A 14,712-nucleotide genomic window follows, 5' to 3' on the forward strand; every position below is an offset into this window, starting at 1 on the left:
AAATAACTTTATACTTTGTTAACTATATCATTATTGTGTATTGCAATATGATCTTTGTTATAGTTACTTTTAAATTATAAACTATCAAGTTCTTTTTTTCTTTTCATTTTCATTTTATTGCTAACGATTTTATTATTTAATTCAGTTGTTTCTTTTAATTGTTTTTTATGTAAATCAAAAACTTTTTTTAATGTGTGTTTTTTAAAATTAGCTGTAATATCAATAATAGTAATATAGGGTAAAAATTCAGCATCCTTATTTTTCTCTCTAAACATTTCTCTAACTTCTCTTCTTTTAAGACTAATATTTATATTATGTATATCATTTGACCAATCTCTTTGAGTTAAATAATTATTTAAAGAATAATAAACTAATTCACTATTTAATCCTCTTTTATCTGATTTATTTCCTAACATCATTTTATAATTAATCCAAAATTTATTAAAATCAAATTCATTGTCTTCAGTTAATTTTACGTCGTAAATATCTCCAATTATTTTATCACATTTCCCATATTTTTCCTTCAATGCATAATAATATTCTTTAAAAAACACACCATTTTTTTTATATTCACTATTTGCTTTATGCCAATTATCAGAAAAGTGTTTGTTCGTTATGTCTATTACGGTTTCGCCATTTTCATCTATTATTTTTGGGTAAACGTATTCAGCTTCAGGTTCTTCGCTAATGTGATAATATCTAAACACTGTTAATGTATCATTAACAAAACCTAATTCAAAATCTTTAATTTCATAACTTAGAATTTTTAGAGATTTTCCTTTTAAAACTTTTAAATTGTAAATTTTATGATAGGAATTGAATGAATTTATGTTAATGTTTTCAAAAACATAATTTCTATCATTTTTGAATTTATACTCTATTTTTCTTTTTAACAATTCTTTTTCTACATCACCAGATGTCATTCCCGTTTTAAAAAATAAAAAATTTGTTATTGGTTTTAATAAAGTAATATTCTTATTTTTTGGAACATTTTTATTATGTTTATTGGTTTTCTTGCATCCAAACAACAAAAGAGTTAATAAAAAAATATAAATTATTGATTTCATAATTATTTTAGTTTTAGTAAAGGTATAAAATTCGATCAATTTATAATATCTGATTTTAACAATAAATGAAAACCAACTAAACCTGTTCCGCCTGTGACTAATATCATTTTGTAAAATTAGTGAAAAATTGAAATAATAAGCAGCTTCTTATAAAGAAAAAACCAGTATAAATTTATCTAAAATTCGTATTTCTAAAACTCAAAAATTCGCACTATATTTGCATTTTAAATGAACATTTGGAGATTATGAAGCACATTAGAATTATAGATTTATTAGAAAACACAAAAACGTTACAAGAAGTAAACGCAAAAGGTTGGGTAAGAACGTTTAGAAACAATCAATTTATTGCGCTAAATGACGGTTCAACGCTAAATAATATTCAGTGTGTGGTTGATTTTGAAAACACACCTGAAGAAACGCTAAAACGCATTACTACTGGTGCGGCAATTTCTGTAACCGGACTTTTAGTAGAAAGTCAAGGTGCTGGACAAAAAGTAGAAATCCAAGTAACTAAACTTGAAATTTTAGGCGATTCTGATGCGGAAAAATTCCCAATACAACCCAAAAATAAACCAAGTTTAGACTTTTTAAGAGAAAATGCACACTTGCGTACCCGAACCAATATGTTTGGTGCCATTATGCGTGTTCGCTCTACGTTGTCTTTCGCGGTACATAAATATTTTCAAGAAAAAGGATTTGTGTATGTAAATACGCCAATTATTACAGGTTCTGATGCTGAAGGCGCTGGAGAAATGTTTCAAGTTTCGGCTTTGCCTTTTGATAATACGCCAAGAACTGAAGATGGAAAAGTAAATTATAAAGAAGACTTTTTCGGAAAACAAACGAATCTTACGGTTTCTGGTCAATTAGAAGCAGAAACGTATGCAATGTCTTTAGGTCAAGTATATACATTCGGACCTACTTTTCGTGCGGAAAATTCAAATACTTCTCGTCACTTAGCCGAATTTTGGATGATTGAACCAGAAGTAGCTTTTAATGATTTGGCTGCGAATATGGATTTAGCGGAAGATTTTATTCAAAATGTAATAAAATACACGTTAGATAAATGTCCTGAAGATTTAAAGTTTTTAGAAAATCGTTTAATTGAAGAAGAAAAAAACAAGCCACAAGCGGAACGTAGCGAAATGGCTTTGTTAGAAAAATTAAATTTTGTTTTAGAAAACAATTTCAAACGTGTTTCGTATACCGAAGCTATTGATATTCTTAAAAATTCGAAACCAAATAAAAATAAAAAATTCCAATATTTAATTGACGAATGGGGTGCTGATTTACAATCAGAACACGAACGTTTCTTAGTAGAAAAACATTTCAAATGTCCCGTAATTTTATTTGATTATCCTGCTAAAATTAAAGCATTTTATATGCGATTAAATGACGGAACCGAACCAGGAAAAGAAACCGTACGCGCTATGGATATTTTATTTCCAGGCATTGGTGAAATTGTTGGAGGTTCACAACGTGAAGAGCGTTTGGACGTTTTAATCGAAAAAATGAAAGCGTTAGATATTGATGAAGAAGAATTATGGTGGTATTTAGATACTCGTAGATTTGGTTCAGCGGTGCATTCAGGTTTCGGATTAGGTTTTGAAAGATTGGTGTTGTTTGTTACGGGTATGACTAACATTCGCGACGTAATTCCTTTCCCAAGAACGCCAGATAACGCAGAGTTCTAAAAATTTGTTTCAAGTTTAAAGTTTCAAGTTGTTGTAGTTGCAATAACTTGAAACTTGAAACCTTAAACTTTTAAACAAAAAAATCAATGCTTAAACACAGTTTAAATTTCAAATTATCGCAAAAATTATCGCCTCAACAAATTCAGTTGATGAAGTTGATTCAATTGCCTACGCAAGCTTTTGAACAACGTTTGCAAGAGGAAATGGTTGAAAATCCAGCTTTAGAAGGAAGTTTAGACGACAATAACGAATCGTTAGATGATTATAATGATTCTTCAAATGATGAGGATGGTTATGATGATTACGATAACGACCAAATAGATACTGGCGATATTAATATTGATGAATATTTAAGCAACGACGATACGCCAGATTATAAATATCAAAGTAATAATTATAGCGATGACGATGAAGACCGAACGTTGCCTATGGCGGCTCAAATTAGTTTTCATCAAGATTTAATTAATCAATTAAATACCTTTATTCTTTCAGAAAACGATAGAGAAATTGCTGAATTTTTAGTAGGAAGTATTGAAGATTCTGGCTATATCAGACGAACCATTCAGGATATTGTAGATGATATGGCGTTTACACAAGGGGTGTATACTGACGAGAAATCAGTTGAAAAAGTATTTCATATTGTGCAACAGTTAGAACCTTCTGGAGTAGGCGCAAGGGATTTACAAGAATGTTTATTGATTCAATTAAAACACAAAACACCTATAGAATCGGTCAATTTAGCTATTGCTATACTTGACAAACAATTTGATGCGTTTACTAAAAAGCATTACGATAAATTACTACAAAAATTCGATTGCTCTAAAGACCAATTAAAAAAAGCGATTGAAGAAATTGAAAAATTAAATCCAAAACCGGGTGGCAGTTACGATAGCAATAGTAGGATTGTAGAACACGTAGTTCCTGATTTTACCATTCGTATTGTAGATGGCGAATTAGAATTACTATTGAACGGAAGAAATGCGCCAGAATTACACGTATCTAAAGACTATCAAGAAATGCTGCAAACGTATAAAGTTTCCAGTGACAAGTCTAATTCACAGAAAGATGCGGTGCAGTTTATCAAACAAAAATTAGATTCTGCTAAATGGTTTATTGATGCCATAAAACAACGTCAAGAAACCTTATTTGTTACGATGAATGCCATTATGTATTTTCAACGAGAATACTTTTTGGAAGGTGAAGAATCTAAGTTAAAACCAATGATTTTAAAGGATATTGCCGATATGATTGGTTTGGACATTTCTACGATTTCCCGTGTAGCAAATAGCAAATATGTGGATACACCTTACGGAACGAAACTAATTAAAGAATTCTTTTCTGAAGCGATGAAAAACGATCAAGGGGAAGATGTGTCTACCATTGAAATTAAAAATATTTTAGAACGCGTTATTGCTGATGAAGAAAAAAGCAAGCCCTTACCAGATGAAGATTTAGCAGCTATTTTAAAAGAAAAAGGATTTCCAATTGCAAGAAGAACTATTGCAAAATATAGAGAACAATTAGATATTCCTGTAGCCAGATTGAGAAAAAAAATGTAACTCTTTTTAACGTTCAAAATGCTGTTTCAATTGATTACAAAATACTTTTTAAAACCATTTTCATATATTTTTCATCCCATTTTTATTTCTATGTATGGGGCAATTTTATATTTCTTTTTCACAAATAACATCAATTATTTGGCAGAAATGTACTTGTCACTCATTCAAATTTTTATTCTAACACTACTTTTACCTATTAGCTTTTATTCGTTATTAAAAATTTTTAAAAAAATCAAATCATTCACAGAAGCCACACTTGAAGAAAGAAGATTGCCTATTTTTATTCAATTGGTACTTTTGTATTTGCTATTAAAATTTACGGTTTTAGAAACGCATTTCCCCGAATTATTTATGTTTTTTCAAGCAGGATTTATAAGTGCTTTTTTAGTCTTTATTTCTGTATTGTTTCGATTTAAAGTAAGTTTGCATATGATAGGCTGTACTTCTTTAACTGTTTTTGTATTAATTTTTATGAGTTATTTAGAAATAGCCGCGATTAATACTGTTGCACTTTTAATATTGTGTATGGGATTTGTTGCCTCGTCAAGATTATATATGAAAGCTCATACACCATTAGAGTTGATTGCAGGAATAGTTATAGGAGGTTTGCCTCAAATTTTGGTTTGGTTTTATAATATATAAAAGATAAAACCAACATTAAAATTACTCATTTTAGAGCCTTCTTTAAAGATTGGATTTAAACCATAATAAATGTATGGATTCCAAGTATTAAACCCAACAGAAATATAAGCGCCATATTGCCATCGATTGATTTCATCTGAAATAGATTCTTTAGAACTTTCTGTTGTGGACTCTAATTTTAATTTTGAATTAAACACATAACTGGTTTTTAATCCAGTATAAATTCGCCAAAAACTATGACTACTTGGGTTGGAATTTCGCCATCTAATTTCTAAAGGAAAATCAACGCTATGAGTTGTAATTATGGTTCTAATGTTTTCAGATAAGTTGTTTTCTGTAGCCCCAACAATTTCTTCAGAATTTATAAATTGTTTAATATTATTGTACGAATAGCCAATACCAGGAGCAATTGCCCAATGTCTGTTTTTTGAAATGGGCAAATCTCTCAATATTCCAAATGTAATTCCTGGTGAAAATGAAAACTGCTTAAATCCTTCAGGACGATTTTGTATTAAATTATAACTTAAAGAAGCATAAAATTGGTCTTCTCTGTAAAGCGAATCAATTTCAATTGGTTTTATTTCTTGTGAGAAACAAAAAAAGGGAATCCATAAAAAAAATAATATTCTCATTTGTTAATAGTTATTGATTTTTAATTGGCGAAAACCACTAAAGTTTTCGCAGAGAAAGAGGGAAACTCTTTTAACTTCTTTCGTTTTTATAAAATATTGATTATTAATGATTTAAAAGCAAATTAAAAAAGGTTAATATTAATTTTTGTTCACTTTTTTGTTCATTATAAAATCCTTAATATGTGTATCTGAATTATTTCGGAATATCTGTGTATCATAGCCAAATATAAAATTAGGGTTAACTTTAAATTTTTGACAAATGGTGTCAATTTGCTCAACCGTAAAATGGCATTTACCTGATTATGTTTTTGATAATTTCAGCAAAATTTTTAACAGTTATAATTTTATTTTTGAAATTTCAACAACTCAATTAAACGTAATATGGATTTATCTGATGTATGCATTTAATCAATATCGATTAATTCTAAAAAATATTCATCGGTTGATTTTACAATAACTTTATCAATTATTTTTGCTCCCATTTTATTATTCCCTCTAAAAGTTAATAAATAATAGTCATTATTTGGATCCATTTTTTCTTCCTTAAAATTTTTTTCATCACTTTTTCTTAAAGAATCAGAATATATATAATCTTTATCAAATGAAATAAACTCATAACTATCTGGGTCATTCATAGAACTAATTAAAGCTTCTTCTGCATCACTTAATAGTTTTTCTTGTGGTTCTTTATTAAATAAATGAATTAAATATACACCTAAATAATTAATTACTACTAATGAAAATATTACTATGAGAATAATTTTTATCTTTTTCATAATAAATTTGGTTTTATTGGCTAATTATTTTTAACTATTATTTTAATTGTTTCTTGTAAAGAGTTTAATCTTTTTGACATCAAATCCATTATTTCTGAATTTAATTCGTTATTCTTTTTATTCATTTTATATAGCTCTTCTATATTTTTAAATTTATTATCTACTAATTTTGCAAAATCAGTATTATCATCAATAAAACTTTTTAATGCTATTGATGATTCTTTTGTAGATTCAATAAATTTTTCAATAAGTAATAACTCATTTTTTAAATAAATTATCTCCTTTTCTAATTCTAAAATTTTTTCTTCCAATGTAAATTTGGTTTTATTGGCAACTTTTATTTTTAAAAAATCGAGAAGCCCAATAAATAATGGCTTCAAAGTTTTGCAGAGAGGAAGGGATTCGAACCCTCGATATGTTGCCATATACACGCTTTCCAAGCGTGCGCCTTCAGCCACTCGGCCACCTCTCTAGTTTTAATCGTTCATTTCCCCTCTTAAAGGGGTTTCAAAAATAGTCTTAAAAACCGAGTTAGCCACGTTTTGACCTAACAAATACATTAATTTTGTAATTGCCGCTTCAGTTGTTATATTTTTTCCAGAAATTAATCCAATTTCTTTTAAGCGAGTACTGGTTTCATAAGCACCCATTAAAACCGTTCCGCCACTACATTGTGTCACGTTTATAATATGGATGCCACGTTTTATGGCGTTTTCAATTTCATCAATAAACCAATCTTCCATTGGTGCATTTCCAGAGCCATAGGTTTCCAAAACCACCCCTTTTAAATTTGGCGTGTGTAAAATAGCGTGTAAAATATTTTTGTTTATTCCTGGAAACAATTTTAAAATTAAAACATTGTCATCAAAACAAGTATTCACTTTTAACTTTTTAGAAACTTTTTCTTTTAGTAGGACTTCATTATTTACATTTAAATGCACGCCTGATTCTACAAGTTCAGGAAAATTTGGCGATGTAAATGCATTAAAATGTTCGGCACTTATTTTTGTTGTTCGGTTGCCTCTGTATAATTTATATTCAAAATAAAGGGAAACTTCTTGTATAACGGGTTTTCCTTTTTCTTGCAAAGAAGCAATTTGAATGGCGGTTATTAGATTTTCTTTCGCATCTGTACGTAAATCGCCAATAGGTAATTGAGAGCCCGTAAAAACAATTGGTTTATTTAAATTTTCGAACATAAAACTCAAAGCAGAAGCGCTATACGACATCGTATCCGAACCGTGAAGTACCACAAAACCATCAAAATTAGTGTAATTTTTTTCAATAATTTCAGCTATTTTTTGCCAATCTGAAATTTGCATATTTGACGAATCAATTGGTTTTTCAAATGAAACGGTTTCAATATTACAATCTAATAATTTAAGTTCTGGAATGCCTTTTATTAGTTTTTTGAAATTGAAAGCTTTTAATACTCCTGTATCGGCATCTTTAATCATACCAATAGTTCCGCCGGTATAAATTAACAAAATAGCTGGCCTTTGATTTGCTTTCAATTTATTGGTATTTTAATTTATTAATTACTGGATTGGCATACATAGCTAAGAAACTTTCTTTCATTTTAGCGTCTTCAACATTTATTCTTAATTCTAATCTACGTTCAAAAAGTTGTTTTTCTTTTTCGGTATAACAATCAGAATAAGTAGTGGTTTGATGAAGTATGTCGTAAGCAATATAATTAGTAGGCCAAATTTTATAAGATTGCAAAATAGAATCGTCAATAACTTGTGCCAAAGCAAACGCTTGTTTGTTCGTATTTGTTGTTTCTTCAGAAATTAAGTCTAATTCGTGAGTTAAAACGTCTCCAACATGAATATGTATTCGTTTTTTCTGTCCAATAATTCCGCTTAATAGCGTAATAAAATCTTCGTTTTTTTCTTTGGTGTAAATTTCGTCATTGGCTTCAGCCATTAACTGAGGAATTTTTAATGCATCTGTTGGATCATATTCGTAAGAAATGGAAACCGGAACAATTTTAATTTTCTTAAAGAAATCCATATTGTTTTTTTCGTCCGAAGCCATGGCAATCATCTTTAAAACCCCAGAATGCGTGGCGTCATTTCCATCTTTAGTTCTTCCTTCGCGTTGTGCAATCCAAACCGATCGGTTTTCTTTTGATACCAATCGGTACATATATTCTGAAAGTAATTTAGAACTTTCTAATAATTCTCTTGGCGAAAGATTTCTTTGTACTAAAAAATTTCTATTTAGTTTAGAAAGCATTAGCAAAAAATCTTTTTTCACTAAATTATCACCAATTGCAGATGCCGTCATTACTAAACCATGTTCGTGTAAACAAACGTTTAACAAACAAGTGTCTAAAATAATATCTCTATGATTTGATATGAAAAAATAAGCGGTGTTTGGTTCTAATTTTTCAAAGCCAGATGTGGTAAGTCCATCAGAACTTTTTTCTAATATTTTTTTTATGGCGTGATACGCAAAATTAATTTGAAAATCCCTTATAGAATGCGTACGTAGCAATTGCTCTTTCCAAACGGATTCTTCAGTATTTGGATAGGCAAAATCTACTAATGATTTCATCATAGGATGATTAATTGAAGCACGAATTGCATCGTTTACTTCAGCATCATAATAGGGACGTATTTTATCAAATTTCGACATACTTTAATTTAGAACTACAAAAAAACGAAAAAAATAGGAATTATACGTTATCAAAATTTAAAATCCGAAGACATCTTTACTGTTTTGTGTGGTAATTGCAGCTATATCATCTATTGGCAACTGATAAATTTCCGATAATTTTTCCGCAATTAATTTAATATAACTACTTTCATTGCGTTTTCCTCTAAACGGTAGTGGCGCTAAGTAAGGTGCGTCGGTTTCCAAAACAATATGTTTGAGGTCAATTTCATTTAAAAACTGATCAATTTTGCCGTTTTTAAAAGTAGCTACACCCCCAATTCCTAATTTCATTCCGCAAGAAATGGCTTGTTTTGCTTGATTTAAATCCCCAGTAAAACAATGGAAAATCCCCCACAATTCTGCAGATTTTTCTTGTTCTAAAATTTCAAAAACTTCGTTAAAAGCTTCTCTACAATGAATATTTATCGGTAGTTTATATTGCTTTGCCAATTGTATTTGCTTTACAAAAACGTCTTGTTGTTGTTTTAAAAACGATTTGTCCCAGAATAAATCAATACCAATTTCGCCAATTGCTGCAAATTTTCTATTGGCTAATTCGGAAATAACGTGTGCCAATTCCTCTTCGTAATTTTCTTTTACATAACACGGATGTAGCCCCATCATTAAAAACACATTATCTGGATATTGTGCTTCTAAAGCATACATTTTCTGAGTATAACTGCTATCTATGGAAGGCACAAAAAGTCGAGAAACGCTCGAATTAATTGCGCTTTGAATTATGTTATCTCTATCTTCATCAAATTCTTCAGAATATAAATGGGTATGTGTGTCTGTTAAAATCATTTTATTTTTTTAATAAACCATTAAATTACAACCTCTTATGTCAGAATTATCAAATCTTCCTAATACTTCAAAAGTCATATTGTGGTGTTTTTTCCCTAAATCTTGCGTAGCGATAAACGAACAGGAATTAATATTCGCCAAATCAATCACATTGATGCCACCGGTTTTTCCATTTTCAACATATTGTAACGCGTCTTCCGTATCTCTTATTAATACATCCATCCATAAAGGACATTCAAAAACCCCGTTTCCCATCGAGTAGGCTTGCGATAAAAGTTCGGTCATACCGTATTCGGAATGTATCATATTCACTCCAAAACCTTCGCAAAGCGTTTGGTGTAACTCTTTTCGTATAATTTCTTTTCGCTTGCCTTTCATACCGCCAGTTTCCATAACGATGGTATTTTTTAAGTTGAATTTTCTATATTCAATTAAGTCTAACAAAGCGTAAGTAACGCCTATCAACAGAATATTATGACCTTCATTTTCAAGTTCAAAAATTTTATTGGCTAGTTGTTCCAAATTATTTAGATAAAACCCACTGTCTTTATGATTGCTTTTTGCAATCAAATCAGTAACCATATAAATTAAAGAAGATCCTTCTCTTTCTAAATAGGATGGAAGTAACGCTAAGACACAATATTCTTGAATATTCCCGTAAAATTGTGTGAAAGCAAAGGTATAACTGTTTTCGTATAATGAAATATCTGTAACAAAATGTTGACTTGTAATAGCACCTGTTGTACCACTGCTGGTAAAAACAGCTTCAACTTGTTTTGAATTAGAAACTATTGTTTCCGATTTAAAAAATTGTATCGGGAAAAACGGAATCGTATTTATTTGCTTGACATTACTAGGGTTTTTTCCTAAATGATTACAAAATGCTTGATACACTTTGTTGTTTTCGTATTGATAACGAAAAACTTTTAAAGAAATTTTTTCAAATTCTTTTTTAGAGGAAATAGCAAAAATGTTTTCTTGTGAAATCATAGTGCAAAAGTAGAAAAAGAATATTAGTTGCAAGTATTTTTTCTGATTTTTGGGCATAAAAAAAGCACCAACTAATGTTGGTGCTTTTTTGAATATGTGTTAAAACTAATTATTCAATAATTAATTTTTTAGTAGACGTTTTTCCTTCTTCAGTAATTTTTACAATGTACATACCTGGTGTTAAACCAGAAATAGTTACAACATTATTACTTACTTTCGAATTGATTACTTCTTTTCCTAAAACATTAATTATCGATACATTAATATCACTATTTAAAGCCGTTTCAATAAATAAATTATTTTTTGCTGGATTTGGATACATTTTTAATCCGTCAATTTGTGAGAAAGATTGGTTTGATAGAGTAAAGTTAGGAGTAGTTGTTATTCTTAATTCATCTAATGTCATTGCAGGTGTTGAAGTAGCGCTATCTTGTCGGAAAACAAAGTTAGCTATACTTGTTAAAGCGGTTGCAGGTGTAGCTGAAACAGTTGCGCTTGCAGAACCTCCAATTGTTGGATTTTCATATAAAGCTAATAAATTATTTGTAAAATTATAGCCTAAAACTAAATACTGTATAGTATTTACATTATATAAGTTTGGAGACCAAACAATATCTGCAGTCGCAGTAGTAGCGCTAATTCCATATTGAAATTGCGTACCATTTGTTTTAATCCAAATTTTTCCAGAATATACATTTGTTGCATTTGAAAAAGTAGCAAAGTAGGTTGATCCTGTTAATGATATTCCTGTTAAATCAGTAACTTTAATTAAAAATGATGCGTAAATATCTCCAGAAGTTGAATCTGTAAAAGGTAATAAAGTATCACTTCCAGTTCCTGCTAAAGCTACAGAATTTCCTGTTGCAGTGATACCAGTGTAAGATAAATTTCCAGCAACTGCCAAAATTTCGTCTGATCCAACTGAAGTGTTTTTCCACATTTGTGAAAAGTTTAAAGAAGTTCCAATGGTATAATTAAAAGGTTCGTTTACTGGTACTGTATTTGTTCCAATACAACTATCTGGACTTGTAATATTAAATGAAAATGTACAAGTTGGCCCAGAAGCTATTACTACACTAGAAGTTCCTAAAGTACTTTCATTATAAGTTAAAATTACACTTCCAGTTACAGCTGTTGAAGGATTGTCTCCTGTTATTGTAGCGCCAGCAGCCGTTATTGCGTAAGTGCCCGTTGCCCCACCTGTAAATGGAATAGTTACTGTATAGTTATCTAATGCTGAAGTTGAAGCAACGCAAGCGATTACCGGAGTTCCTAATACTAATGTACAAGAAGCTGATACTGCAGCTAATTTAATATCGTCAACTCTCATTTGAGCGGTTGCGGGCTGTGTAAATCTTAGTGATAAAGTTGTAGACGAAGGGATTTGACCTCCAGGAATTGTAACTAAATTCCATAATGTATTCGCATTATTAGTAAAAGTAATAGGTGCCCAAGTTGAACCATCTGTAGATTTTTCAACAACTAATTGTGTAGTTGTAGAATTTGTAGTATAACCGAAAGATAATTGGATATCTGAAGCTGTGAAAGTGGATGTATTTATACCACTAATTATTAAATTTTTACCGATTGTGCTTGTTAAAAAAACATTTCCACTTCCTGAAGCACCAACATATCCTGTTGAAGCTGATGAAGTTCTTACATCTCCGGAGCCTGAATATGCTATTGGAGTACTTGCCTGCCATCCAGTGTAAGCTGTTATTAATGTTGTAGAAGCAGGAGTTCCAAAGTTTTCAGTATAAATAGTTTGTCCAAAACTAGTAACTGCAATTAAACAAGAAAGTAAAAAGTAGATTTTTTTCATTTTTTTAAAGATTAAGTTGGGAACACATATAGAAACAAAATTAATTTTAGGACTCATGGGTCTCGTAAAATTAATGTAAATTTAATAAAGATAAATTAGTAACTAGTTAACAATCAGTTTTCTAGTAGCTGAAGCCTCGCCTTCCTTGATTTTAATAATGTAAACACCAGGGTTCAAATTAGAGATGTTTAATTCTTTAGTGTATAAAACAGTATCAATTACTTTTTTGCCTAAAACATCAAAAATTTCCACTTTTTTGTCTAAATTTAATCTAGAAGTAATGTAAACTTTCCCAGTATTGTTCGGGTTTGGGTACAAACTTAATCCTTCAATAGTAGGTTCTTGCGATCTAGCTGAACTGCTGCCTCTGCTTTCTTGAGCCACAGCACCAACACTAAATGATAAGAAAAATAGGATAATATAAATGTATTTTTTTGCCATAATTTTAATATATGATGTAAATTTATAAAATAATTATCAATTAGTATACCAAAATCGAAAATAATTAGTATTTCACTTTAAAATTATTTATCAGTAATACTGAATTTATGCTTTTTAAAAATCTAACATTTTGTTGTTTTTTGATGATTTCTTATTTTTTTCGATTGGGTTTTATTTTTTCTTACAAAAACACTTATTTTTTTATCAAATTCTTCGAAGTGTTTTTTTTAAGATGTATATTTGCAACTGAAAAATATCAAAAAAAATATAATTATGAGTCAAAGTGTTACAGCATTTTTAGGCGAAGTAGCTAAAAGAAATGCAAACGAACCAGAATTTATGCAAGCCGTAAGAGAAGTGGCTGAAACCGTAATTCCTTTTATCGAGGCAAATCCAAAATACCAAGGCAAAATGCTATTGGAAAGAATGGTGGAGCCAGAAAGAGTGATTATGTTCCGAATAGCTTGGATAGACGATAAAGGAACTACTCAAGTAAACAGAGGTTTCAGAATTCAAATGAACTCTGCGATTGGACCTTATAAAGGAGGAATTCGTTTTCATCCATCTGTAAATTTAAGTATTTTAAAATTTTTAGCGTTTGAACAAGTTTTCAAAAATTCATTAACTACATTGCCAATGGGTGGTGGAAAAGGTGGTGCAGATTTCGATCCAAAAGGAAAGTCAGATGTAGAAATTATGAGATTTTGTCAAGCGTTTATGACAGAATTATCGAAACATATTGGTGCGGATACGGATGTTCCTGCTGGAGATATTGGTGTTGGAGGTCGTGAAGTGGGTTATATGTTTGGTCAATATAAAAGATTAAGAAATGAATTTACTGGTGTATTAACAGGTAAAGGAATTTCTTTTGGAGGTTCACTTATTCGTCCTGAAGCAACAGGTTACGGTGATGTGTATTTCGCAGATAGCATGTTAAAAACAAAAGGTAAAAGTTTTGTAGGGCAAACGGTTGTGGTTTCTGGTTCTGGAAACGTAGCGCAATATGCGGCAGAAAAAGCAACTCAATTGGGTGGTAAAGTAGTAACTATGTCAGATTCTTCTGGATATATTTATGACGAAGCTGGAATTGATGCTGAAAAATTAGCGTTTGTAATGGAAATTAAAAACGTAAATTATGGAAGAATTTCAGATTACATTAAAAAATATCCAGCTGCAAAATTTGTAGAAGGAAAGCGTCCTTGGGAAGTAAAATGTGATATTGCATTACCATGTGCTACGCAAAACGAATTAAATGAAGATGAAGCAAAAACGTTAGTTGCTAACGGATGTTTCTGTGTGGCAGAAGGAGCAAATATGCCAACTACTCCAGAAGCGGTTATTGTGTTTCAAAACGCAAAAATATTATTTGCACCAGGTAAAGCATCTAATGCAGGTGGCGTAGCCACTTCAGGTTTAGAAATGTCGCAAAACTCGTTACGTTTAAGCTGGACTTCAGAAGAAGTTGACGATAGATTAAAAAGAATTATGAAAGACATTCACGAAGCATGTGTAAAATATGGCTCTGACGCTAATGGTTATGTAGATTACGTTAAAGGTGCAAATATTGCAGGTTTCGTAAAAGTAGCAGACGCCATGTTAGGTCAAGGTGTAGTTTAATAAG

The 14,712-nt window shown here is 30.4% G+C and carries 14 protein-coding genes and 1 tRNA gene; 4 read left to right on the top strand and 11 right to left on the bottom strand.

Translation table 11 applies throughout. The features are described 5' to 3' along the window. Window positions 1-74: 74 nt before the first annotated feature. On the bottom strand, window positions 75-1,067 hold the full coding sequence (locus ABWP78_RS00715) for a hypothetical protein (RefSeq protein WP_353167905.1): 993 nt from the start codon (window positions 1,065-1,067) through the stop codon (window positions 75-77). 245 nt (window positions 1,068-1,312) lie between these two features. Between ABWP78_RS00715 and asnS the strand changes: the two genes are divergently transcribed. The 3 genes from asnS to ABWP78_RS00730 all read left to right on the top strand — a co-directional run bounded on the left by asnS (window position 1,313) and on the right by ABWP78_RS00730 (window position 4,962). Continuing rightward, a complete protein-coding gene (asnS, locus tag ABWP78_RS00720; protein WP_353167907.1) occupies window positions 1,313-2,761 on the top strand; it encodes an asparagine--tRNA ligase in 1,449 nt (482 codons plus the stop codon). 86 nt (window positions 2,762-2,847) lie between these two features. After that, window positions 2,848-4,320, top strand: a complete 1,473-nt coding sequence (rpoN, locus tag ABWP78_RS00725) for an RNA polymerase factor sigma-54 (protein ID WP_353167910.1) — start codon at window positions 2,848-2,850, stop codon at window positions 4,318-4,320. Between the two features lie 18 nt (window positions 4,321-4,338). After that, complete coding sequence (locus tag ABWP78_RS00730; protein ID WP_353167912.1) at window positions 4,339-4,962, top strand: hypothetical protein; 624 nt, start codon at window positions 4,339-4,341, stop codon at window positions 4,960-4,962. Here ABWP78_RS00730 and ABWP78_RS00735 read toward each other — a convergent pair. The 10 genes from ABWP78_RS00735 to ABWP78_RS00780 all read right to left on the bottom strand — a co-directional run bounded on the left by ABWP78_RS00735 (window position 4,950) and on the right by ABWP78_RS00780 (window position 13,091). Continuing rightward, entirely contained in the window at window positions 4,950-5,594 is a 645-nt protein-coding gene (locus tag ABWP78_RS00735) for a porin family protein (RefSeq protein WP_353167915.1), read from the bottom strand. The genes ABWP78_RS00730 and ABWP78_RS00735 overlap by 13 nt on opposite strands. 404 nt (window positions 5,595-5,998) lie before the next feature. Then, window positions 5,999-6,370 (bottom strand): hypothetical protein, encoded by a 372-nt coding sequence (locus ABWP78_RS00740; protein ID WP_353167916.1) that lies wholly within the window; start codon window positions 6,368-6,370, stop codon window positions 5,999-6,001. 20 nt (window positions 6,371-6,390) lie between these two features. Continuing rightward, window positions 6,391-6,750, bottom strand: coding sequence for a hypothetical protein (locus ABWP78_RS00745; RefSeq protein ID WP_353167917.1), 360 nt, complete (start codon window positions 6,748-6,750; stop codon window positions 6,391-6,393). 7 nt (window positions 6,751-6,757) lie between these two features. Continuing rightward, window positions 6,758-6,842: transfer RNA gene (locus ABWP78_RS00750), tRNA-Ser, on the bottom strand. 4 nt (window positions 6,843-6,846) lie between these two features. Beyond that, window positions 6,847-7,827 (bottom strand): asparaginase, encoded by a 981-nt coding sequence (locus ABWP78_RS00755; protein ID WP_502905435.1) that lies wholly within the window; start codon window positions 7,825-7,827, stop codon window positions 6,847-6,849. A gap of 58 nt (window positions 7,828-7,885) precedes the next feature. Continuing rightward, window positions 7,886-9,013 carry a 1-acyl-sn-glycerol-3-phosphate acyltransferase gene (locus tag ABWP78_RS00760; protein WP_353167920.1) on the bottom strand — a complete coding sequence of 376 codons (1,128 nt, stop codon included), beginning with the start codon at window positions 9,011-9,013 and terminating at the stop codon, window positions 7,886-7,888. Window positions 9,014-9,070: 57 nt separating this feature from the next. Then, window positions 9,071-9,838: a TatD family hydrolase gene (locus ABWP78_RS00765; RefSeq protein WP_353167923.1), complete on the bottom strand. Its 768-nt coding sequence runs from the start codon at window positions 9,836-9,838 to the stop codon at window positions 9,071-9,073. A gap of 9 nt (window positions 9,839-9,847) precedes the next feature. Next, window positions 9,848-10,828, bottom strand: coding sequence for a LuxE/PaaK family acyltransferase (locus tag ABWP78_RS00770; RefSeq protein WP_353167925.1), 981 nt, complete (start codon window positions 10,826-10,828; stop codon window positions 9,848-9,850). Between the two features lie 109 nt (window positions 10,829-10,937). Beyond that, window positions 10,938-12,650, bottom strand: coding sequence for a T9SS type A sorting domain-containing protein (locus ABWP78_RS00775; protein ID WP_353167927.1), 1,713 nt, complete (start codon window positions 12,648-12,650; stop codon window positions 10,938-10,940). A gap of 102 nt (window positions 12,651-12,752) precedes the next feature. Then, window positions 12,753-13,091 carry a T9SS type A sorting domain-containing protein gene (locus ABWP78_RS00780; protein WP_353167929.1) on the bottom strand — a complete coding sequence of 113 codons (339 nt, stop codon included), beginning with the start codon at window positions 13,089-13,091 and terminating at the stop codon, window positions 12,753-12,755. Between the two features lie 273 nt (window positions 13,092-13,364). Here ABWP78_RS00780 and gdhA point away from each other — a divergent pair, with 273 nt between their 5' ends. After that, the gene (gdhA, locus tag ABWP78_RS00785; protein WP_353167932.1) at window positions 13,365-14,708 is read left to right on the top strand and encodes an NADP-specific glutamate dehydrogenase; all 1,344 of its coding nucleotides are present in this window, start codon (window positions 13,365-13,367) and stop codon (window positions 14,706-14,708) included. The last annotated feature ends 4 nt before the right edge of the window (window positions 14,709-14,712 follow it).

This window comes from Flavobacterium sp., assembly GCF_040402955.1.
In the GTDB taxonomy this organism is placed as follows: Bacteria; Bacteroidota; Bacteroidia; order Flavobacteriales; family Flavobacteriaceae; genus Flavobacterium.

Bases quoted from the DNA above. Each gene is read 5' to 3' on its own strand.
- asnS (WP_353167907.1), top strand. From the start codon at position 1,313: ATGAAGCACATTAGAATTATAGATTTATTAGAAAACACAAAAACGTTA.
- ABWP78_RS00755 (WP_502905435.1), bottom strand. From the start codon at position 7,827: ATGATTAAAGATGCCGATACAGGAGTATTAAAAGCTTTCAATTTCAAA.
- gdhA (WP_353167932.1), top strand. From the start codon at position 13,365: ATGAGTCAAAGTGTTACAGCATTTTTAGGCGAAGTAGCTAAAAGAAAT.
- ABWP78_RS00765 (WP_353167923.1), bottom strand. From the start codon at position 9,838: ATGATTTTAACAGACACACATACCCATTTATATTCTGAAGAATTTGAT.
- ABWP78_RS00740 (WP_353167916.1), bottom strand. From the start codon at position 6,370: ATGAAAAAGATAAAAATTATTCTCATAGTAATATTTTCATTAGTAGTA.
- ABWP78_RS00730 (WP_353167912.1), top strand. From the start codon at position 4,339: ATGCTGTTTCAATTGATTACAAAATACTTTTTAAAACCATTTTCATAT.
- ABWP78_RS00780 (WP_353167929.1), bottom strand. From the start codon at position 13,091: ATGGCAAAAAAATACATTTATATTATCCTATTTTTCTTATCATTTAGT.
- ABWP78_RS00770 (WP_353167925.1), bottom strand. From the start codon at position 10,828: ATGATTTCACAAGAAAACATTTTTGCTATTTCCTCTAAAAAAGAATTT.
- ABWP78_RS00735 (WP_353167915.1), bottom strand. From the start codon at position 5,594: ATGAGAATATTATTTTTTTTATGGATTCCCTTTTTTTGTTTCTCACAA.
- ABWP78_RS00715 (WP_353167905.1), bottom strand. From the start codon at position 1,067: ATGAAATCAATAATTTATATTTTTTTATTAACTCTTTTGTTGTTTGGA.
- ABWP78_RS00760 (WP_353167920.1), bottom strand. From the start codon at position 9,013: ATGTCGAAATTTGATAAAATACGTCCCTATTATGATGCTGAAGTAAAC.
- ABWP78_RS00775 (WP_353167927.1), bottom strand. From the start codon at position 12,650: ATGAAAAAAATCTACTTTTTACTTTCTTGTTTAATTGCAGTTACTAGT.
- rpoN (WP_353167910.1), top strand. From the start codon at position 2,848: ATGCTTAAACACAGTTTAAATTTCAAATTATCGCAAAAATTATCGCCT.